This window comes from Paenarthrobacter sp. NPDC091711 (genome assembly GCF_044756605.1).
In the GTDB taxonomy this organism is placed as follows: domain Bacteria; phylum Actinomycetota; class Actinomycetes; order Actinomycetales; family Micrococcaceae; genus Arthrobacter.
Window position 1 is genome coordinate 294,779 of record NZ_JBIVTF010000004.1, and the last position, 19,232, is coordinate 314,010.

Sequence of the window (19,232 nt, forward strand, 5' to 3'; positions counted from 1 at the left end):
TTCCATTACTTACAGGATGGTGACGCCTTAGTCCACCCGTCGTGCAGGTAGAACCCCTGTGGAGGAAGAACACAGGGCCGGGGCTTAGAATCCGTTCCATGCGTCTGGCGATCATCGGGTTGGTCCTCCTCGTGGCTGGTGGGATCACCGTGGCCACGGGTGTCCTGCCCTGGCAGGAAGTGGCGGTCCTCGTAGAACGGGTGGCACCCATACTGGGCTTTGTGGTTGCCATGACCGTGGTGACCGAGCTCGTCAGTGAAGCCGGCGCTTTCCAGTGGATTGCCCGGCACGTGCGCGGTTGGGGGCGTGGCCGCAGCGTCCTGCTGTGGTTGCTGTTGTCCCTGTTTGCCACGTTGAGCACGGTTTTCCTGTCGTTGGATACGACGGCGGTGCTCCTCACGCCTGTAGTGGTTACCGTCGCCCGTCAAGCGGGCCTCCCCGTCCTGCCGTTCGCCTTGACCACTGTCTGGCTGGCCAATACGGCCAGTTTGCTGCTTCCCATCTCCAACCTGACCAACCTCTTGGCCCAACACAATCTGGGCGGCATCAGTCCCGCACAGTTCGCTCAGTTGATGTGGGCGCCGTCATTAGCCGCCGTTCTGGTTCCCCTGGCCTTCATTGCCGTGGTCTTCCGGCGCGAACTGCGCAAGACCTACGCCCTGGATTCCGCCCGTCCAGCGCAAGTACCCTCATCCAGGGCAGGAACTGACAAGGTTCTGCTCGGGGCCAGTGCCGTTGTCCTGGTATTGCTCATTCCGGCACTGGTATCCGGCGCGGCAATCTGGATTCCCGCCACCGCGGCAGCCGTGATCCTGGCGGTCGCATTCGCCATCCGACGCCCCAAAGTACTCAAGGTGACGCTGATTCCCTGGTCGCTGTTGCTGTTCACCTGTGGACTTTTCCTGGTGGTTGAGGCAACCCAATACCTGGGTGCTTCGCTTCTGCTTGGACAGGTGGCTGGTGAAGGAGGCGGGTTTGTTGAACTGCTGAGGTTGGCCATGACGGGAGCACTCGGCTCAAACGTCGTCAACAACCTGCCGGCGTATCTCCTGGCCGAGCCGCTGGCCGGAAGTCCGGTGCGAATGGCAGCGCTGTTGGTAGGAGTGAACGCAGGGCCGTTGATTACGCCGTGGGCCTCGCTGGCCACCCTGTTGTGGCATGACAGGCTGGTGCGGATGAACGTGCTGATCACGTGGAAGGGATATGCGGTCTTCGGCCTGATAGTGGCTCCGCTGACAATAGTGGCGGCCATAGCAGCTCTCGTGGCTGTTGGCCCCGGAGGGTTGTTTGGCTAGCCCAGATAGAGTTCGCCCACGGGCACCTCGGCAGCCAGACGGTTGGCTGGTCCGGCCAGCGGGCATGCCCAGGCTTCGTTGTAGGCGCACGACGGGTTGTAGGCAAAGTTGAAGTCCAGGACGAACTCTTGTTCGGCGCCGGATCCTCGCGTTCCGTGAAATGAGCCTTTGACCGTGTCCAGCAGATACCGGCCTGCTCCGTAGCTTCCGCCGTTCTTGCCGGCCGTCGCATCCCGGAAGGGCACAAAGATGCCGCCGCCGTAGCTCCGTAGCCGCCATGCAGCCAACGAACCCAGCCCGGGCAACTCAAAGGTGCCGATCCTGGTGAAGGGCACTACGCCGTCGGTCCCCGTTTCGACGTTCATCTCCTGTCCGCTTCCCTCGGGCGACAGGGCAGCGTACCTCCGGAAGGAGGGGTCATAGTCAGCAGTTCGAAGTCCGGAAAATGAGCCCTTCATATCGGCCGTCAGCGCTGAAGCAGGATGCGTGGCGAACATCAGGTCCCGTTCCTGCCGCCAGAACACATGGGCGTCGAACGGGTTGGTGGCTGCGAGTTGACGCACCTTGTCGTAGAGAGCGAACGTCCGCAAGCGCCAGTCGGCAATATCAACTGCTGACATGGCGGGGATGTTGTCCTCGAAGTAATCCTGCTGATCGGGAGCCATACCCTCAGCCTAGTCCTGTGCGTGTCGCGGGACTGCCGCCGATAGGCTGTGGTCATGAAGGGCATCCTGAACCTGCGCTGCGGTCCGATGCGGCTCGCCGCGCTGGCGCTGACGGTCACCGTCCTCGCCGGCACAGCGGCCTGCTCCGCTGAGTACAAGGGTCCGCAAGTCACCCCCACGGCCGGCTCCCAGCCCAACAGTTCGGAATCGGGAACGGGAACACCGGAAAGCACGACGCCGGCAACTGGCTCCGCGGCAGGCTCGCCGTCCGCAGCACCCGGCGAAACAACAGGCGCCGGCGGTAGCAGTTCGGCCAGCCCCGGGCCGTCCCCGGTGGCGACGGCAGTGCCTTGGAAGACGTACACGGACGCCGCCAAAACCGTCAGCTTCGAGCTGCCGCAGGAGTGGATAGCCCAGTCGGTGACGCCGGAGGCGGGGGCATTGGCCCACGCTGTGAAGGTGGAGGTCAAGGATGCTGAGGGGCGGTACATCGCCACGCTCCACACCGGATTGCCGACGGCAGCGCCTGTTTCCTGCCCCGCCGGGCAGGCGCGCCCCTATGTGGTGATCAGCAGCGTGCCCTTGGACATCCCGCACTCGGATGGCCAGGACACCATTGATCCGCGGGTGGTTTTCCGCGTGGTCCAGGGCTACAAATTCTTTGGGTCCTACGGCATCACCAACATGGTGGCGGGTGTGGACGGGCAGTCCTGTGAACTGCGGAACCGGGTTCAGGGCCCTGCAGGAAAGGGGGATATCTCCTTTGGGGATGTTCCGGCGATCCACGCCTTTGCCGCTGATGAGAAGGTGGCCCCGGCCAAGGCTTTCGATACCTTGGACCTGGCTGCGAAGTATGCGGTCCATGGTTCTGAATTCGCCAATGTCCAGCGGATGCTACTGTCTCTGAAGGTCAATCTGTAGCCCTGCGATTGGCTGATCCACACACACGGCAGCGATGGGGGCTGTCCGCCGCAACCCACCTCGGAGATCAATGGAACGCAATGTTGCTGCCTCGCTCGTTTTCAAGACCGCAGCCAACACCAAGGTGGCCATGGCCATAGCCGTGGCCACTAATCGTGGTTACCAGTCAGTGACGGAAAACCTGTCCATCACCAGTGACGGTGCCGAGGTTCCTTTTGCCGAACTCACCGACCACCATGGAGGCCGCTTTCATTACCTGGAGTTCACCGAGCCAAGCGAGGTGACAGTGGAGTACCGGGCAACAGTTCATGGCTTGGGAGAGCCGGACACGGCCAGTCCGATGGAACTCATCAGATATGTCAGGCCCAGCCGGTATGCGGAATCGGACAGGTTGCTGCCCACCTCCTACGCCGAGTTCGGAAACCTCCACGGTGCAGAGCTGCTGCATGCTGTCCGCAATTGGGTCAACGGGGAACTGCGCTACGTCAGCGGATCCTCCCGGGGGACTGACGGCGCAGTGGAAACCCTGCTTCACCGGAAAGGTGTGTGCCGGGACTTCGCCCACCTTGCCATTGCCCTCTTGCGGTCCAAGGATGTTCCTGCGCGGCTGGCGGCAGTGTATGCCCCCGGGCTGAGCCCCATGGATTTCCATGCTGTTGCCGAGGCATACATCAACGGCGCCTGGCACATCATTGACCCCACCGGACTGGCACCCCGCGAGTCCATGCTCCGCATCACTGCAGGGCGGGACTCCTCGGATACTGCGTTCCTGTCTACCGTGGGCGGCAGCTTGACCCTGAAGACACTCAGGGTCAGTGCGGTGGTTAACGGCGAGCTCCCGGTGGAGGACCCCCGGGAGCTCATCAGCTTGCGTTAGTGTGCGGCCACCGAGGCGCGGAGTTTCTCCGTCAGCCGCAGAAGCTCCTTCTGCTCCTCGGCCGTGAGTGCGGGCGCCACCAAGTTGGCAATGTCCCGCACATGTTCGCGGCCGATGGTTTTTTGGAGGTCACTGCCGGCCTCGGTGAGTGAGAGCAGGACTCCGCGGCCGTCGTCGGGAGCTGTTGTTCGTTCCACCAAACCGCGCTTCTCCAAACGGTCCACCAAGCGGCTCAGGCTGGACTGGCTCAGCAGCACCTTGTCATTGATCTCGTTCAGGCGAAGCTGGCCCGACGGGCATTTGGACAACGTAAAGAGGACGTCGTACTCCTTGACCGGGAGCGTCTTGAACGCAGGTCCCGACTGAAGCTTCCGCATCACCGCCACCTGGGAGCGGAACAGAGACTCCCAGGTTTCGGCGGCGAGGCGAACGGCGGAGGACGCCGAGGGACTGGACATCAGGCGTCCTGCCCCGCAGCACCAGCGGTAGCGGTTTCGCTGACCTTGGCTTCCAAGGCGGCGGCAACGCGCGAGGCGTGCGTCGGTGCGTCCGGCACGTGCGCAGGCTTCATGGCGGCGTATTCCTTACGAAGTACGGGCAAGACTTCTTCGCCGAAGAGGTCCAACTGCTCCAAGACAGTCTTCAGCGGCAGGCCGGCATGGTCAATCAGGAATAGCTGCCGCTGGTAATCACCGAAAGCCTCGCGGAATGTCAGGGTTTTCTCGATGACTTCCTGCGGGCTGCCCACGGTCAGCGGAGTCTGCGAGGTGAAGTCCTCCAAGGACGGTCCGTGTCCGTAGACAGGTGCGTTGTCGAAGTACGGGCGGAATTCCTTCACGGCATCCTGGGAGTTCTTCCTCATGAAGAACTGACCGCCAAGGCCGACTATTGCCTGATCGGCCTTGCCGTGGCCGTAGTGCTCGTAGCGCTCACGGTACAGACCGATCAGCTGCTGGTAGTGCTCTTTGGGCCAGAAGATGTTGTTGGCGAAGAAACCGTCCCCGTAGTAGGCGGCGACTTCCGCGATCTGCGGCGTGCGGATGGAGCCGTGCCATACGAAGGGGGCGACGTCGTCGAGCGGCCGTGGCGTGGAGGTGAAGTTCTGCAGCGGCGTACGGAACTTGCCGGACCAGTTGACGGTGTCCTCATCCCACAGCTTGCGGAGGAGGCTGTAGTTCTCGATGGCGAGCTCTATGCCATCCTGGATGTTCTTTCCGAACCAGGGGTATACCGGCGCTGTGTTGCCACGGCCCAGGACCAGGTCCACGCGGCCATCCGAAAGGTGCTGGAGCATGGCGAAGTCTTCGGCGATCTTGACCGGATCATTGGTGGTGATCAGCGTGGTGGCAGTGGAGAGCGTGATGCGCTCGGTCTGGGCTGCGATGTAGGCCAGAGTAGTGGTGGGGGAGGAAGAGAAGAAGGGCCGGTTGTGGTGCTCGCCGAGGGCGTACACGTCCATGCCGATCTCTTCGACCTTCTTGGCGATGGCAACGGAGGCCTTGATGCGTTCGTTTTCCGTGGGCGTGCGGCCCGTGGTGGGGTCAGTGGTGATGTCGCTGACGCTGAATACGCCGATCTGCATGGTGTGCCTTTCTCCCTGCCCGAGGTCCCGGGCTCTGTAAACAGTGTACCTCAAACTAGATGCATTTGCATGTATCGATACCTGTAACAGGACAGGCCCGGGAATTGTTCCCGGGCCTGTCCATCAAGGGTGACTCTGTAGGAAAGCCGCTATTCTGCCGGATTATGGGCGGCGCGGCGGCCCGTAACCCGGGGAACCATGCCAGTGGTCCAGTCTTGGAAATCGTCCGATGCGGAACTGCCGCCGGATCCAGGGCCGGGAGAAGCCTGGGGCTTGTCCTGAAGCGCCTTCAGCAGATCCTTCTTCTCCCGGCGGCCTTCCACAAGTTTGTAGAGAACCGGCACCAGGACCAACGTCAGCGCAGTGGACGAAACCAGTCCGCCGATCACCACAATTGCCAAGGGTTGCGAAATGAACCCGCCTCCACCTGTGAGGCCCAGCGCCATGGGAGTCAGGGCGAACACGGTGGCCAGGGCCGTCATCAGGATGGGCCGGAGCCGCTGGCGGGCACCGTGGGTGATGGCGTCGGCAACGTTCATGCCCGGACTGCCGTCATGGGGCTTCCGGTACTGGTTGATGAGGTCGATCAGCACAATGGCGTTGGTGACCACGATTCCCACCAGCATCAGCATGCCGATCAGTGACGGCAGTCCCAACGGAACTCCGGTGACCAACAGCAGACCCACCGCACCCGTCGCCGCGAACGGTACGGAGACCAACAGGATGAGTGGCTGTATGAGTGACTTGAAGGCGGCCACCATAATCACATAGACGATCGCGATTGCCGCCAGTAGAGCCAGGCCAAGTTGCCGGAAGGACTCAGCCTGCTGCGTCGTGGCACCACCGATGGTGGCGGTCACCCCCGCGGGCAATTCCACTCCGGCCAGCCGCTCCTGCACGGCTGCGCTGACGCTGCCCAGATTGGATCCGGACGGCGTCACTGTCACCCTTGCCGTCCGCTGCCCATTGCTGCTGGTGATGGACACCGGGGTGTCAACCTGCTCGACGGCGGCAATTGACTCCAGTGCCACTCCGCCGCGGGCTGTGGGTAGCTGGAGCGCACGTACTGCGGCGATGCTGGTAAAGCGTGTACCTTCGCCGATCTGCACAGGGTAATCGTTGGTCTCAATCCGGACGGTACCGGCAGGAACGGGGCTGACCGTGGAGGCAAGGAAGGCTCCTACCTGCTCTTCAGTCAGGCCTGCCGCCACTGCCTTGGCCCGGTCGACGCGGACCTGGACCACCGACTGCTTGGAGGCCAGGTTAGTGGCCACTTCCGTACTGCCGGGAACGCCTTCCATGGCCTTGACCATGGCATCGCTTGCCGTCTGCAGGTCAGCGGAGTTCGCGGCCCTGATGGTGATGTCCACCGTTGAGGACGTGCCGAATCCGCCCTGCTGCGATCCCACCGTCACCTTCCCGGCAGCCCCTTCAAGCTTGGCGCGAACCTCATCCTGGAGTTTGCTTTGGTTCACTTTCTCATCGGTGACAATGGTGAACGTCGAGTTGGACGAACCGGTGGAGGTGAGTGCAGCGAAGCCGGTCTGAGCGTTTCCGGAAGTGACCTGCACGTCCTTGATGCCTTCAATGCCCTTGAGGGATTCCTCAACCTTGGAAGCTTCATCGCTGGTGGCCTGCAGGCTGGTGCCCGCCGGAAGGACTTGGCGCACTGTCATGCTGTTCTCGCCGGAGCGGCCCAAAAGATCAGTGGCAAGAAGAGGCGAGACGGCGATGGTGGCCACCAGAATCAATGCCGCGGCGGACAAGGTGATGACGGGATGTTTCTGCGTCTTGGCAAGAATCGGAAGGTAGCCGCGCTGGAGGCGGCTCCGTTGTTCGGCTTCCCGGGCCTTCTCGGCGGCTTCCTTGGCGGATGCCTGTGCCTCTGCGCCCTTTCCGGGTGAGGAAAGGAACCAATAGGCCAGGACCGGAACGATTGTCAGGGAAACCAGCAGTGATGACAACAGCGCGATGGTTACGGTCAAGGCGAAGGGCCGGAACAGCTCACCGGCGAGGTCACCCACGAAAGCGATGGGGAGGAACACGGCCACGGTAGTCAAGGTGGAAGCCGTGATGGCCCCGGCAACTTCCCTGATGGAAGTCAGGATGGCGGTCAGCTTATGTTCGCCGTAGCTCAGATGCCGCTTGATGTTCTCGATCACCACAATGGAATCGTCAACCACGCGCCCGATCGCAATGGTAAGGGCACCCAAGGTCAGGATGTTCAGCGAATAACCCGTGGCGGAGATGCCGATGAACGTGATCAGCAAGGACAGCGGGATGGAGACGGCCGTGACCAACGTGGAGCGGACGGACATCAGGAAAACCAGGATCACAGCCACCGCGAAGCCCAGGCCAAGAAGCCCCTCGGTGGTGAGATCCTTGATGGACTTCTCAATGAACGGAGCTTGGTCGAAGACCGGCGTGAAGGTCGCGTTATTGCCGAGTTCCGCTTCCATGGGCCCGACGGCGTCCCTGACGGCGTGCGAGATCGCCACCGTATCGCCCTCCGGCTTCTTGGTGACGGACAGGGCCAACGTGGGCTTACCGTTGGTACGCGTGATGGACGTGGCGGCGTCGTCCTCGATGCTGACATCGGCGACGGCGCCGATGGTGGCGGCATTCTTAGCGCCAGCCAAGGGGAGTCCCTTAATGATGTCCAACGAATCCACCGGGCTGCCGAGCTGGAGGGACAGAGTCTTGCCCTGATCCTCGATGGTGCCGACAGGAACCAAGGTGCCATTGTTCTTCAGGGCAGTGCTGATGGACTGGACAGAGGCGCCTGACGTTGCCAGATCCGCAGGGCGGGGCTGGATCAGGATGTGCTGGCTGGAGCCGCCGGTCACATCGGCACCACGAACGCCGTCGATCTTCTGCAGGCGCGGAACGCTGAGACGCAGGAGGTCAGCGTTAAGTTCGCTCAGCGGTTTGTCCGAGGAGACCGCCAAATAGACAATCGGGAAGTCGCTGATGTTGCCGGCGATTGACTGGGGTTCGACGTCGGCCGGCAGTACCCGCTTGGCATTCGAGATGGCCCGGTCAATCTGGTTGCGCGCCCGGTCCAGGTTGGAGCCGTACGTGAACACCATGGTGATCTGCGAAACGCCGTTGCGGGACGTCGACGTGGTGGACTCAAGCCCTTCGACGCTGTTCAGAGCTGTTTCCAGCGGCTGGCTCAACTGCTTGTCCACAACCTCCGGAGAAGCGCCCGGCATGGAGGTCACCACGGTGATCTGCGGGAACTCGATGGAGGGAATAAGTTCCTGCTTGAGCGAACCCATGGTGATCACGCCGAACACCGCCGCAAAGACGGTGATCAGCGCGATCAGGGCCCGGTTTCCCAGGGACAGTCTGGCCAAGCGGAACATTGCATTGACTCCTGCGGTCTACGTAACGATTCGGCTGAGGGAACCGGCCGCAGCCCCGGGTGTGGCCTAGCTTTGGATGGCGGTGGCCACTTCCAATTGAAGAGAGCTGGCGGTGCTTGCTTCCAGCTCGGCTGCAAGGTCGGCATTCTCATTGAGCTTGACGCCGTAGCCCGGCATCATGTCCTTGAGCTTGGACTGCCAACCCTTGAAGTTCTTCGGGAAGGACTTCTGCAACAGTTCGATCATGATGGGCACGGCGGTGGAAGCGCCCGGAGAAGCGCCCAGCAGCGCGCCGATTGAACCATCGCGGGAGGCAATGACTTCAGTGCCGAACTGCAGGACGCCACCCTTCTGTGGGTGCTTCTTGATGATCTGTACACGCTGGCCCGCCGTGATCAGTTCCCAATTGCCGCCGGAAGCTTCCGGATAGTACTCGCGCAGGGCCTCAACCTTGGCCTCGTGCCGCTTGGCAACCTCCTTGATGAGGTAGGCGGTGAGGTCCATGTTGTCCTTGGCCACAGCCAGCATGGGAATGATGTTCCCCGGGCGGATGGACAACGGAAGGTCCAGGTAGCTGGAGGTCTTCAGGAAGTTGGTGGAGAAACCGGCGTACGGGCCGAAGAGGAGGGAGCGCTTGCCGTCCACATAGCGGGTGTCCAGGTGCGGGACGGACATGGGCGGTGCGCCCACCGACGCCTGGCCGTAGACCTTTGCGCTGTGCTGGGAGGTGACGGCGTCGTCTGTACAGCGGAAGAACTGGCCTGAGACGGGGAAACCACCGTATCCCTTGCTTTCAGGAATGCCGGATGCCTGGAGCAGGTGAAGTGCACCGCCGCCGGCTCCTACGAAGACGAACTTCGCGTGGATGCGGCCGTGCTCGCCGGACCTGGGGTGCTTGATGGAAAGATCCCATCCGCCGCCTGCTGCACGGTGGATGTTGGTGACATCGTGTCCATAGTTGACCTCGGCGCCGCTGCTCTGCAGGTAGCCCGTCAGTTCACGGGTCAAGGCGCCGAAATCGACGTCGGTGCCTTCAGCCGCGCGGGTTGCTGCCACACGCTGCTTGCGGTCACGGCCCTTGACGATCAACGGGGCCCACTTGGCGATCTGGTCCTGGTCCTCGGTGTATTCCATGCTGCGGAACAGCGTGTTGGGCTTAAGGGCCTCGTACCGGGTCTTGAGGAAGTTCGCGTGGTCATCGCCAATGACGAAGCTCATGTGCGGAACGGTGTTGATGAAGCCCTTGGGAGACCCGATGACTTTGCTGTCCACAAGATGGGACCAGAACTGGCGGGACAGCTGGAACTGTTCGTTGATGTGCAGGGCCTTGGACGGGTCTACGGAACCGTCTTTTGCTGCGGGGGAGTAGTTAAGCTCACACAGCGCAGCATGGCCCGTGCCGGCGTTGTTCCAGGGTCCGGAACTCTCGAGCCCTGCTTCGTCGAGTCGTTCGAACAGGGAGATGGTCCAGGTGGGTTCAAGTTGCTTGATGAACGCACCAAGGGTGGCACTCATGATTCCACCGCCAATAAGGACGACGTCAGCATGTTGGGTCTTGGAAATGAAGGTCACGATCAATCTCCGTTAGCGGCGGCACTGGCTGTCACAGAATATCCCCGCGCAGACTCAATACTGAAATTACGGGGAATCGTCAAGGCTTTAGGCGGACGTTTGTGAAAACTTCGTTGAGGACCGGGGAAGCCGGGTAGCTTTCCACCTTGTTGGACAGCGCCAGCGCCGAGATGGGGAAGGCGATGGGCACTGCCGGTACCGACGCCGCGATTTCTGCGTTGATGGCCTGGTACTGGGCATTGCGGTCATCGCCGTCCGGCATGGCCCTTGCGCGTTCGATCTTGTGGAACACCTCTGAATCGGCGTATCCGAACTCGGCGCGGGTTTCGCCGAAGAGGGGTCCCAGGAAGTTGTCTGCGTCCGCGTAGGAGCCGTTCCAGCCGAGCAGATGCAGGCCCCGGTCCCCGGCAGACTGGACTCTTTGGAGGTAGCCATCCTCCCAGTCGATGGGAACTGGCTTGATGTTGAAGCCGACAGCGACGAGTTGGCGGCTGAGCTCGGCGTAGATCTTTTCCGGTGTGGGCATGTAAGCCCTTGTGGCGTTGAGCGGGTAGTAGAACTTCAGCTCTTCACCCTTGTAGCCGGCCTTCTTCAAAAGCTCCTTGGCTTTCTCCGGGTTGTATCCCAGGGAAGGAGCGTTGTTATTGAAGCCGCTGAGCTTGGGCGGCACGAACTGTGAGGCCTGCGCCGTGTTGTCGATGAAGAACTTGCGGATCAACGTCTCTTTGTCGATCGCCATCTCGATCGCTTGGCGCACTTCGGGCTTTTCAAGTGGTGCAACAGCCTGGTTGATCCCCAAGTACATCACCGAGAAGGGATCGCGCTGGATGATCTGCACACCCTTTTTGACCAATTGGTCAAACGTCCCTGAGGTCACCAGGTCATAGGCGTCGATCTTGCCGTCAAGAAGGGCCTGTTGGCGTGTTTCCGCGCGATCGTAGGGAACGAAGTTGATGGTTGCTATCTGGCCCCGGTTGCCCCAGTAGCCCTTGTAGCTGGACAAGGTGAGCTTTGTCTCGTCCCACGCGGTGAATTCGTACGGGCCAGTGCCCACAGGATGGCCGGCGTAGGTGGACATGGCCTGGCCGTTCCGTACCTGGTTGAGGACATTGGCTTTTTGTGCCTCCAAGGCAGCCGGGGAAGATATTGCGAAGGCCGGCAGAGTCAACGCTTGGAGGAATCCGGTGAAGGGGCGCGTCAGATTGATCTGGACGTCGCTGGCCGAGACCACCTTGCAGTCCTTGAAGATGGAGAACACTGGTTGGTCCGAGTAAGCCTTGAAGACACTTTGGAAGGAAATGCCGGGTGCCTGGTTCCGGAGTTCCTCTGGAAAGGTGAACCATCGGTTGAAGTTGGCGCATACTGCGGCTGCATCCAGAGGAGTGCCGTCGTGAAAGGTCACACCGGAGCGGAGCGTGAAGTCGTAGCTCAGCCCGTTGTTGCTGTCATTCCACTCCGTGGCGAGGAGGGGAGTCGTTTGCCCTGTTTCTCCATCCACCCCCACCAGACCTTCAAGGACCTGGCGGGTGACGCGGTAGGACTCGGAATCCGCGGTCATGGCGGGATCCAGGCCCAAAGGCATGGACGCTGTGCCGAAATTGAAGGTTGCCGTCGGTTCAACCGCGGGGGAGCTGCCGGTGGACGACGACGGTGCCGGGCCCGGGGTTCCGGTGCACCCTGCCAGCCCCAAAGCCAGGACGGCCGCTCCGAACTGCATGCCCAGGCGCCGCATTTTGCTGCTTGCCACTCGTGTCCCCTCAAGCCGGTTGGAAGTGCTGTGGCCGGCTTCGGCCAGACCGCATTCCAGTCTAGTTGAACGTCCTGAGTGCCCTTCCCAGCGCACTTTCAGGAGGTCCCCGGCTGCTTGAGGACAGAAATACCCCCGGCCTGCAGCCGGGGGTATTCATCTAACTGTGCGCAAGGGGGGACTTGAACCCCCACGCCCGAAGGCACAGGAACCTAAATCCTGCGTGTCTGCCAATTTCACCACTCGCGCTGGCAGGCAATCCGACCGCCTGAATGGACGGTGACTGCCATATACCGGCCTCCAGTGTACCCGCTACTTGTCCAGCTTGAGATCCCGCCGGAGCTTGGCCACGTGCCCGGTGGCGCGCACGTTGTATTGGGCAAGGGAAATCTTTCCATCGGGATCAACCACAAAGGTGGACCTGATCAATCCCATGTAGCTGCGCCCGTAGTTTTTCTTCTCGCCCCAGGCCCCATATGCCTCGGCGACGGCGTGGTCCTCGTCCGAGAGCAACCGGAAGCTCAGCTGTTCTTCTTCGTGGAACTTGGCGAGTGCCTTGACGGGATCGGGGGAGACGCCCACAACTTCGTATCCGGCAGCCTGCAGGGATCCCAGTGTGTCGCGGAAATCGCATGCTTCCTTGGTGCACCCGGGCGTGGAAGCAGCGGGGTAGAAATAGAGGATGGTTTTACGTTCGCGGAGGTCCGACAAGCTCACGCTTTTACCGGTTTCATCCTGAAGTGTGAAGTCCGGGGCGACGTCCCCCGGGATAAGTCGTTCAGCCAAAATGTTCTCCTTGCCAGTGTTCGCGATTTTCCAGTTTAGTGGGAGAAGCCGCGCCCTCACCCCTTCGACGCATATACTGTCGGCATGCCAGATATGGAGAGATGGCCCACCACCCGTTTGCTTTCGACAGCCGCGCGCTTGGTGGAAATCTCGTGGAACGAAAAATTGAAGTCCATCGGCCTTACCCACGCCGGTGTCATTGCCATGCAAGTGTTGGCTGCCAAGGGTGCCATCACCCAGGCAGCTTTGGCCGAAGTCGCGCGGGTCAAGGCCCAGACGATGGGTACCACGCTCGCAAGGCTTGAGCTGCACGGGCATGTCACCCGGCAACGCAGTGATTCAGACCGCCGAAGTCACGTGGTAACCCTTACTGACGCCGGCATTGAAGCTCTAGCTGAAGCAGTAAAGCTCGAACAGGATGTTTTGTCGCCCGTAGCCGTGGATACCGTCCGGCTGCGCGAGGAACTTCGGATTGTTGTCCGGGGCCTGGCCGGGTTGCCGGAGCCGGAGCAGGAAGCCCACGAGATCGACACCGACTTGCCCCAAGCCTGACCTCAGCATGTGGCCGGGGTTTCCTTCAGGAAGCCCCGGCATGGAAACGCTAAAGGCTCCGGATCGTATCTACGATCCGGAGCCTTTAGCTTTGTGGTGCACCCCCCGGGACTCGAACCCGGAACCCATTGATTAAGAGTCAATTGCTCTGCCAGTTGAGCTAGAGGTGCAGCTATTGTTTCGGCATATTCGAGGAATTCGCATTCCCCGTTGACCTCCGCAACGACAAATAACTCTACACCACTTTTTTGCGGCCACGGACCATAAAGGGCCATGCGTGATGAACGCCATGTGGTTGCTCTTCTAGGGCGGCATTAAAAAACAAGAAAGGCCTTGGAGTGAAATTCACTCCAAGGCCTTTTCCTTGGTGCACCCCCCGGGACTCGAACCCGGAACCCATTGATTAAGAGTCAATTGCTCTGCCAGTTGAGCTAGAGGTGCAGCTGTTGATTTCGATCTCACCCGGGAGCTTTTATTTCCCCGGCGATCTCCGCAACGACATGTAACTCTACACGACTTCCGCCGAAGTGTGAAATCCGCAGCTCTTCGCCTCTGGCTTCACGGCGTAACCCTCAGAATCAGCGCAAAATCAGGGTTTCTGTTGTTGCTGATGACCCACAGCGTGCCGTCGGGGGCGCGGGCCACGTCCCTCAGGCGCCCATATTGTCCTGTGAAGTAGGCCACAGGGGCGCCTGCGGTCTCCCCATCGAGGGGAACCGCCCACAAGCGTTGGCCGCGAAGCGCTCCTGTGTAGGCAACGCCATCCACAATTTCGAGCCCGCTGGGTGAGGCGTCCGACGTTGACGGCCAGACGACCTTCGCGTCGATCAGGCCGCTGCGTCCCGGCGCGCCGGTCACCGTGGGCCAACCGTAATTGCCTCCCGGAATGATCAGGTTCAATTCGTCATCCACGTCCGGGCCGAACTCGCTTGCCCAGAGCCGTCCGTCACTGTCCCAGGCAAGGCCCTGCACGTTCCGGTGCCCGTAGCTGTACACGGGATTGTTGCCGAAAGGATTTCCCGGCGCCGGACGCCCTTCCGGAGTGAGCCGAAGAATCTTGCCACCCAAGGCGTTCGTATCCTGCGGTTGTTCCCGGCGCTGGGAGTCACCGGTGCCTACATAGAGGAACCCATCCGGGCCAAACCTGATCCGGCCGCCGTTGTGCGTGGAGGCTTTGGGCATTCCGGAGAAGATCACCTCAGCCTCGCCCAAAGCAAGCGAGCCGCCTGTATCCCCGGTGAGTTTCATGCGGGCAATCCGGTTATCGCCGGGGGCTGTGAAGTATGCATACAGCCAGCGGTCCGTTGCGAAGTCGGGCGAGAGGGCCAAGCCCAACAGTCCGCCTTCCCCGCCGGGGTCGACGCCGGGCACCTCGCCTACGGTGGTGGTTTGCTCATTTCGGATGCTCTTGACCTGGGCGGAGTCGCGCTCGGACACCACAGCTGTGCCATCCGGCAGGAAGACCACCGACCACGGCAGCTGCAGTCCGGCGTCGAGCTTCCGGACGACTTCCGGAATCTGCGGCGACGCAGGCGCCGTTTGCACGGCTCCCGTGGAGGGGGACCCTGGCGCGGCTGGCCCTCCCTGGCTCGTTGATGCCCCAGGTGTTGCCGCCGTGCCGGGCGACGACGGACTACCGGTGCATCCGGTCAGGACAAGCATCACGGCGAGCAGGGTAAATGCAGGAGCACGCATCGGGTGCCCGGGCCGTTCCGAAGGGTGCCTGCCTGTGTCCATGACTGCTGCCTTCTTGACCGAACTTTCTTGACTGCTGGCTTCCTGCCGCTCGCTGGGACTCAGTGCCTGCTGCGGCGGGGTGGCCGGAAACCGGCAGCTTCGGCGTGCGCAGACGATTCGAACCACACATCAGCATCAGCCTCGTCATAGCCCGCAGTGTCTTCGTCGTGGTACGTCATGGCAGATGCGCTGGCCTTGACGGGATAGGCGTCCCCTGGCGCGCTGGAAGATCCCGTGCCATAAGGGTGCTCGACGGCAAGATGACCTGAACCCGCCGAATCTTCGGCCGCAGCGGACTCGGCGCCCGGAAGGGTGGGTGAATGGGCGTCGGTGTACTCGTGGTGATGGACCGGGGTGCCGCTGGCATCGGTCCACGATGATTCCCACTCGGCCTTATCCGCTGCCGCATCCGTGCCTGATGATTCGCTGGCCACTGCCGGAGTGGACGTGGGCTCGGAGGTTGCCGCAGCGGAACCCGCGTCCCAGTCGTCAACATCGCCGGCGTCGGCTGCATGGACCTTTGCTTCAGTGTCCACTCGTGGCTCATCCACCACTGGTTCGTCGATCACAGGTTCGGCCACTGTGGGGGTTGCGATAACGGGTTCCGCAACGGTCAATCCTGGTGTTGAAGCCGGCTGAACATCAGAGGCGACTACTGCCGGTGCGTCGTCGACGGCGGTTCGTGGCTCTGCCTCCACATCAGCCGTGGCGGCGGAGGCGTCGTGGGTTCCTTCGGAAGCGGCGGGTGCTGAAGGGGTGGGTTCTTCGGCATCGGGTTCGTTGGCGTCAGGTTCGTCGACCTTCGGGCCGCTGCCCTCGGCGGCTGCCTTACCGAGGTTGGTCACACCCGCCAAACCTGCCACGCCTGCTGCAACCACACCGGCATCAGGCACAGAGGCAGAGTTGCTGGGGGCCGTCGCCGCCGGGGGAGTAGTGCCGGAAAGCGCTCCGGTGCGATCTTCGGCGGTGGTTTGGCTTGAGGTGGAATCGGTATTCCGCGTCTTGTTGCGGTTCATTAGCCACCAAACAATCGCGACGACCAAAACAATGACAATGACCCAAATTATCCAGTCCATGGTGGATGCCCTTCTGCTCACAGGGGTGCAGCTCGTGGTAATCCCGACGTTACGTGCCTGCTAATGGGCTGTCCAGCGTTTGACCTGCCGCTTCGCACGAAAATTATCAGCTTCCTGTCTATGTGGTGCCCGGGAATAATTCCGGTGCCGGTAATTTCTTCGAGTCGCTTAGTCTGGCTCCATGGACTTCAAAAGGCTGCAGATTCTGCGCGAATTGGCGGACCGGCAAAGTGTTGGCGCCACCGCCGAGGCCTTGAATGTCACGGCCTCGGCGGTTTCGCAGCAGCTCAAAACACTGCAGGCAGAGATCGGCGTGGTGCTGGTGGAGAAGGTGGGCCGCGGCGTTCAGCTGACCGAAGCGGGGTTGGCCATGGCGGCGGCGGCATCGGACATCGCTACGGCCATGGCCAGGGCGGAGTCCACTATTGACACCTACCGGAGTGGCTGGCAAACACGGGTCTCCGCGGCCTTCTTTCCCAGTGCCGCCGAAATGCTGCTTCCGGGTGTGCTGCACCGGGTTGCCTCCGTGGACGGGCTGAGTTTCGATGCTCACTTCGAGGACCCGGGAACCGCCCACTTCGCCCCGCTGGTGGCGGATTACGACATCGTGCTGGCGCACAGCGTGGACGGGCCGGAGGTTTTTGCCAGGAGGGGCCTAACGGTGGTGCCGCTTCTGGAGGAAGCGCTGGATGTTGCCATGCCCGCTGGTCATCCCCTGGCCGCCAAGGCCCGGCTCAGCCCCCAGGATGTTGTGGACTACCCGTGGATCGGCGTACCGGAGGGATTCCCTTTCGATACAGTGCTTCGCCAAATCGAACTCCACGCCGGCAGGCAAGCCTTGAGGGGGCAGCGGTACCCGGACCTGAGGGTGCTTGAGGCCTTGGTGGGAGCAGGGCACGGTATTTGCCTCCTGCCGCGGTATACGGCCCGGGCCAGCGCGCGGCGGGGGCTCGTTCTTCGGCCTCTCGATGAGGTCAAAGCAAGCAGAAGCATCGTGGCGTTGTCCCGGCAGGAGGTCGCCGCCCGAGGCACCATCGCCATCGTCCTGGACATGCTTAAGAGTGAGGCTGCGGCCATCGCCAAGGAACTCAACGAGTCATAGAGCGTTGGTAGTTGCCCGGTGGACATAGACTTTGGACCATGAGTGACACCACCCAGATTGCGACAGATAACACGCCGGACATCAAACCCCGCAGCCGGGTGGTGACCGACGGCATTCACGCTGCACCGGCCCGTGGCATGTTCCGCGCGGTGGGGATGGGCGACGACGACTTCGCCAAACCCCAAATTGGTGTCGCCAGTTCGTGGAACGAGATCACCCCCTGCAACCTTTCCCTGAACCGACTTGCCCAGGGCGCCAAGGAAGGCGTTCATGCCGGCGGCGGTTTCCCGATGCAGTTCGGCACCATCTCGGTCTCAGACGGCATTTCCATGGGCCACGAGGGCATGCACTTCTCCTTGGTCTCCCGTGAGGTGATCGCGGACTCCGTGGAAACCGTGATGCAGGCCGAGCGCATCGATGGCTCGGTGCTCCTGGCCGGCTGTGACAAGTCCCTCCCGGGCATGCTCATGGCTGCTGCCCGCCTGGATCTCGCATCGGTCTTCCTGTACGCAGGCTCCATCATGCCTGGCTGGGTCAAGCTTGAAGACGGCTCGGAGAAGGAAGTCACCCTCATTGATGCCTTCGAAGCGGTGGGTGCCTGTGCCGCCGGCAAAATGAGCATGGAAGACCTTACCCGTATCGAAAAGGCCATCTGTCCCGGCGAAGGCGCCTGTGGCGGGATGTACACGGCCAACACCATGGCTTGCATCGGTGAGGCCCTGGGCATGTCCCTCCCGGGTTCAGCCGCCCCGCCGTCGGCAGACCGTCGTCGTGATGATTTTGCCCGCAAGTCCGGCGAAGCGGTGGTAAACCTGCTGCGCCTGGGCATCACGGCCCGCGACATCATGACCAAAAAAGCCTTCGAGAACGCCATTGCCGTCACCATGGCGTTCGGTGGCTCCACCAACGCCGTGCTGCACCTGCTCGCGATCGCCCGCGAAGCCGAGGTTGAGCTGACGCTGGACGACTTCAACCGCATCGGCGACAAAATCCCGCACCTGGGGGACCTCAAGCCTTTCGGCCGCTACGTCATGACTGACGTCGACAAGATTGGCGGCGTGCCGGTCATCATGAAGGCACTGCTCGACGCCGGACTGCTGCACGGTGACTGCCTCACCGTTACCGGCAAGACCCTCGCTGAAAACCTTGCCTCGATCAACCCGCCGGACCTTGATGGCAAGATCCTCCGGGCCTTGGACAACCCGATACACAAGACCGGTGGCATCACCATCCTTCACGGTTCCATGGCCCCCGAAGGCGCAGTAGTGAAGAGCGCCGGCTTCGATGCGGACGTTTTTGAGGGAACGGCCCGGGTCTTCGAGCGCGAGCAGGGCGCACTCAGCGCGTTGGATAACGGGGAAATCAGCAAGGGCGACGTCGTGGTCATCCGCTATGAAGGCCCCAAGGGCGGCCCGGGCATGCGCGAAATGCTGGCCATTACCGGAGCTATTAAGGGCGCAGGCCTTGGCAAGGATGTGCTGCTGCTGACCGATGGCCGCTTCTCGGGTGGCACAACAGGTTTGTGCATTGGCCACGTTGCTCCTGAAGCCGTAGACGGCGGTCCTATTGCCTTCGTGAAGGACGGCGACCGCATTCGCGTGGACATCGCCGCACGTTCCTTCGACCTCCTGGTGGACGATGCCGAACTCGAAGCCCGCAAGGTGGGCTGGGAGCCACTGCCTGCCAAGTTCACCAAGGGCGTGTTGGCCAAGTACGCCAAGCTTGTTCACAGTGCCTCCACCGGGGCTTACTGCGGATAATTCCTGCCGGACGCCGGCTGTCACAAGACAGCCGGCGTCCGGCAGGCGGACATCACTGTCCAAATAGTGAGATACGATAGTCGTCAATTGACACGTATCTCACTTAGAGGGAACACTGAACGCATGATCACATTCGTTACCGTCGGCGTCGTCGTCCTTACCAAGCGCGTGGCTTAGCCCGACTGGTAACGA

15 protein-coding genes and 3 tRNA genes are annotated in these 19,232 nt (G+C 61.8%); 6 read left to right on the forward strand and 12 right to left on the reverse strand.

The window, feature by feature from the left end:
* Positions 1-98 precede the first annotated feature (98 nt).
* Positions 99-1,295, forward strand: a complete 1,197-nt coding sequence (locus tag ACIQH5_RS09260; protein ID WP_400402310.1) for an SLC13 family permease — start codon at positions 99-101, stop codon at positions 1,293-1,295.
* Here ACIQH5_RS09260 and ACIQH5_RS09265 read toward each other — a convergent pair.
* The gene (locus tag ACIQH5_RS09265; protein ID WP_400402312.1) at positions 1,292-1,960 is read right to left on the reverse strand and encodes a DUF1684 domain-containing protein; all 669 of its coding nucleotides are present in this window, start codon (positions 1,958-1,960) and stop codon (positions 1,292-1,294) included. The two genes, ACIQH5_RS09260 and ACIQH5_RS09265, sit on opposite strands and share 4 nt — an antisense overlap.
* A gap of 54 nt (positions 1,961-2,014) precedes the next feature.
* Between ACIQH5_RS09265 and ACIQH5_RS09270 the strand changes: the two genes are divergently transcribed.
* On the forward strand, positions 2,015-2,881 hold the full coding sequence (locus ACIQH5_RS09270; protein WP_400402315.1) for a hypothetical protein: 867 nt from the start codon (positions 2,015-2,017) through the stop codon (positions 2,879-2,881).
* A 70-nt stretch (positions 2,882-2,951) separates the two neighbouring features.
* Positions 2,952-3,758, forward strand: a complete 807-nt coding sequence (locus ACIQH5_RS09275; RefSeq protein ID WP_400402317.1) for a transglutaminase family protein — start codon at positions 2,952-2,954, stop codon at positions 3,756-3,758.
* Here ACIQH5_RS09275 and ACIQH5_RS09280 read toward each other — a convergent pair.
* The 7 genes from ACIQH5_RS09280 to bcp all read right to left on the reverse strand — a co-directional run bounded on the left by ACIQH5_RS09280 (position 3,755) and on the right by bcp (position 12,813).
* Positions 3,755-4,216 carry a MarR family winged helix-turn-helix transcriptional regulator gene (locus tag ACIQH5_RS09280; RefSeq protein ID WP_400402320.1) on the reverse strand — a complete coding sequence of 154 codons (462 nt, stop codon included), beginning with the start codon at positions 4,214-4,216 and terminating at the stop codon, positions 3,755-3,757. The two genes, ACIQH5_RS09275 and ACIQH5_RS09280, sit on opposite strands and share 4 nt — an antisense overlap.
* Positions 4,216-5,340 (reverse strand): LLM class flavin-dependent oxidoreductase, encoded by a 1,125-nt coding sequence (locus tag ACIQH5_RS09285; RefSeq protein ID WP_062068875.1) that lies wholly within the window; start codon positions 5,338-5,340, stop codon positions 4,216-4,218. The genes ACIQH5_RS09280 and ACIQH5_RS09285 overlap by 1 nt, the downstream gene beginning before the upstream one ends.
* A gap of 149 nt (positions 5,341-5,489) precedes the next feature.
* Complete coding sequence (locus ACIQH5_RS09290) at positions 5,490-8,708, reverse strand: efflux RND transporter permease subunit (RefSeq protein WP_400402322.1); 3,219 nt, start codon at positions 8,706-8,708, stop codon at positions 5,490-5,492.
* Positions 8,709-8,774: 66 nt separating this feature from the next.
* On the reverse strand, positions 8,775-10,280 hold the full coding sequence (locus ACIQH5_RS09295) for a malate:quinone oxidoreductase (RefSeq protein WP_400402324.1): 1,506 nt from the start codon (positions 10,278-10,280) through the stop codon (positions 8,775-8,777).
* Between the two features lie 79 nt (positions 10,281-10,359).
* Positions 10,360-12,027, reverse strand: coding sequence for an ABC transporter substrate-binding protein (locus ACIQH5_RS09300; RefSeq protein ID WP_400402327.1), 1,668 nt, complete (start codon positions 12,025-12,027; stop codon positions 10,360-10,362).
* A 167-nt stretch (positions 12,028-12,194) separates the two neighbouring features.
* A tRNA-Leu gene (locus tag ACIQH5_RS09305) sits at positions 12,195-12,276 on the reverse strand.
* A 63-nt stretch (positions 12,277-12,339) separates the two neighbouring features.
* A complete protein-coding gene (gene bcp, locus ACIQH5_RS09310; protein ID WP_400402330.1) occupies positions 12,340-12,813 on the reverse strand; it encodes a thioredoxin-dependent thiol peroxidase in 474 nt (157 codons plus the stop codon).
* A gap of 84 nt (positions 12,814-12,897) precedes the next feature.
* Here bcp and ACIQH5_RS09315 point away from each other — a divergent pair, with 84 nt between their 5' ends.
* Positions 12,898-13,365: a MarR family winged helix-turn-helix transcriptional regulator gene (locus tag ACIQH5_RS09315; protein WP_400402333.1), complete on the forward strand. Its 468-nt coding sequence runs from the start codon at positions 12,898-12,900 to the stop codon at positions 13,363-13,365.
* Between the two features lie 94 nt (positions 13,366-13,459).
* Here the strand turns inward: ACIQH5_RS09315 and ACIQH5_RS09320 are convergent.
* The 4 genes from ACIQH5_RS09320 to ACIQH5_RS09335 form a co-directional block, all read right to left on the reverse strand.
* Positions 13,460-13,535: transfer RNA gene (locus ACIQH5_RS09320), tRNA-Lys, on the reverse strand.
* A 195-nt stretch (positions 13,536-13,730) separates the two neighbouring features.
* A tRNA-Lys gene (locus ACIQH5_RS09325) sits at positions 13,731-13,806 on the reverse strand.
* A gap of 117 nt (positions 13,807-13,923) precedes the next feature.
* Complete coding sequence (locus ACIQH5_RS09330; RefSeq protein WP_400402335.1) at positions 13,924-15,102, reverse strand: PQQ-dependent sugar dehydrogenase; 1,179 nt, start codon at positions 15,100-15,102, stop codon at positions 13,924-13,926.
* Positions 15,103-15,161: 59 nt separating this feature from the next.
* Positions 15,162-16,178 (reverse strand): hypothetical protein, encoded by a 1,017-nt coding sequence (locus tag ACIQH5_RS09335; RefSeq protein WP_400402338.1) that lies wholly within the window; start codon positions 16,176-16,178, stop codon positions 15,162-15,164.
* Positions 16,179-16,359: 181 nt separating this feature from the next.
* Here ACIQH5_RS09335 and ACIQH5_RS09340 point away from each other — a divergent pair, with 181 nt between their 5' ends.
* Both ACIQH5_RS09340 and ilvD read left to right on the forward strand, forming a co-directional pair.
* Positions 16,360-17,280, forward strand: a complete 921-nt coding sequence (locus ACIQH5_RS09340; protein ID WP_400402340.1) for a LysR family transcriptional regulator — start codon at positions 16,360-16,362, stop codon at positions 17,278-17,280.
* 38 nt (positions 17,281-17,318) lie between these two features.
* Entirely contained in the window at positions 17,319-19,040 is a 1,722-nt protein-coding gene (gene ilvD, locus ACIQH5_RS09345; RefSeq protein ID WP_400402343.1) for a dihydroxy-acid dehydratase, read from the forward strand.
* The last annotated feature ends 192 nt before the right edge of the window (positions 19,041-19,232 follow it).

Coding starts and splice junctions, on each gene's coding strand:
- ACIQH5_RS09260 (WP_400402310.1), top strand. CDS start 99: ATGCGTCTGGCGATCATCGGGTTGGTCCTCCTCGTGGCTGGTGGGATC.
- ACIQH5_RS09265 (WP_400402312.1), bottom strand. CDS start 1,960: ATGGCTCCCGATCAGCAGGATTACTTCGAGGACAACATCCCCGCCATG.
- ACIQH5_RS09270 (WP_400402315.1), top strand. CDS start 2,015: ATGAAGGGCATCCTGAACCTGCGCTGCGGTCCGATGCGGCTCGCCGCG.
- ACIQH5_RS09275 (WP_400402317.1), top strand. CDS start 2,952: ATGGAACGCAATGTTGCTGCCTCGCTCGTTTTCAAGACCGCAGCCAAC.
- ACIQH5_RS09280 (WP_400402320.1), bottom strand. CDS start 4,216: ATGTCCAGTCCCTCGGCGTCCTCCGCCGTTCGCCTCGCCGCCGAAACC.
- ACIQH5_RS09285 (WP_062068875.1), bottom strand. CDS start 5,340: ATGCAGATCGGCGTATTCAGCGTCAGCGACATCACCACTGACCCCACC.
- ACIQH5_RS09290 (WP_400402322.1), bottom strand. CDS start 8,708: ATGTTCCGCTTGGCCAGACTGTCCCTGGGAAACCGGGCCCTGATCGCG.
- ACIQH5_RS09315 (WP_400402333.1), top strand. CDS start 12,898: ATGCCAGATATGGAGAGATGGCCCACCACCCGTTTGCTTTCGACAGCC.
- ACIQH5_RS09330 (WP_400402335.1), bottom strand. CDS start 15,102: ATGGACACAGGCAGGCACCCTTCGGAACGGCCCGGGCACCCGATGCGT.
- ACIQH5_RS09335 (WP_400402338.1), bottom strand. CDS start 16,178: ATGGACTGGATAATTTGGGTCATTGTCATTGTTTTGGTCGTCGCGATT.
- ACIQH5_RS09340 (WP_400402340.1), top strand. CDS start 16,360: ATGGACTTCAAAAGGCTGCAGATTCTGCGCGAATTGGCGGACCGGCAA.
- ilvD (WP_400402343.1), top strand. CDS start 17,319: ATGAGTGACACCACCCAGATTGCGACAGATAACACGCCGGACATCAAA.